The 384-nt window shown below is 62.5% G+C and carries 1 protein-coding gene; it reads right to left on the bottom strand.

Features of this window, described 5'->3' with window-relative positions:
* Nucleotides 1-384: AAA family ATPase (locus ACEWB7_RS18705; protein ID WP_411581191.1), on the bottom strand; the 384-nt coding region annotated here is incomplete at both ends.

Genomic DNA, 384 nt, shown 5'->3' on the forward strand with positions numbered 1-384 from the left:
GATCTTCAACAACGCCTGCTGCACACCCTCACCCGACACGTCCCGCGTGATCGAAGGGTTCTCCGCCTTCCGCGCCACCTTGTCGATCTCATCGATGTAGATGATGCCCGTCTCAGCCTTCTTCACGTCGAAGTCCGCCGCCTGCACCAGCTTCAACAGAATGTTCTCCACGTCCTCACCGACATACCCCGCCTCGGTGAGCGCCGTCGCGTCCGCGATCGCGAAAGGCACGTTCAACATCCGCGCCAACGTCTGCGCCAGATACGTCTTGCCCGTCCCCGTCGGACCGATCAACAAGATGTTCGACTTCGCCAGCTCCACGTAGTCCGCGTCGTCCGGGTTCGAGGGCTTGGCCTGCTCGCCCGCCTGCACGCGCTTGTAGTG

Origin of the sequence: Acinetobacter sp. NIOH-H-8 (assembly GCF_046635365.1) — a bacterium.
Lineage (GTDB): Bacteria > Pseudomonadota > Gammaproteobacteria > Pseudomonadales > Moraxellaceae > Acinetobacter.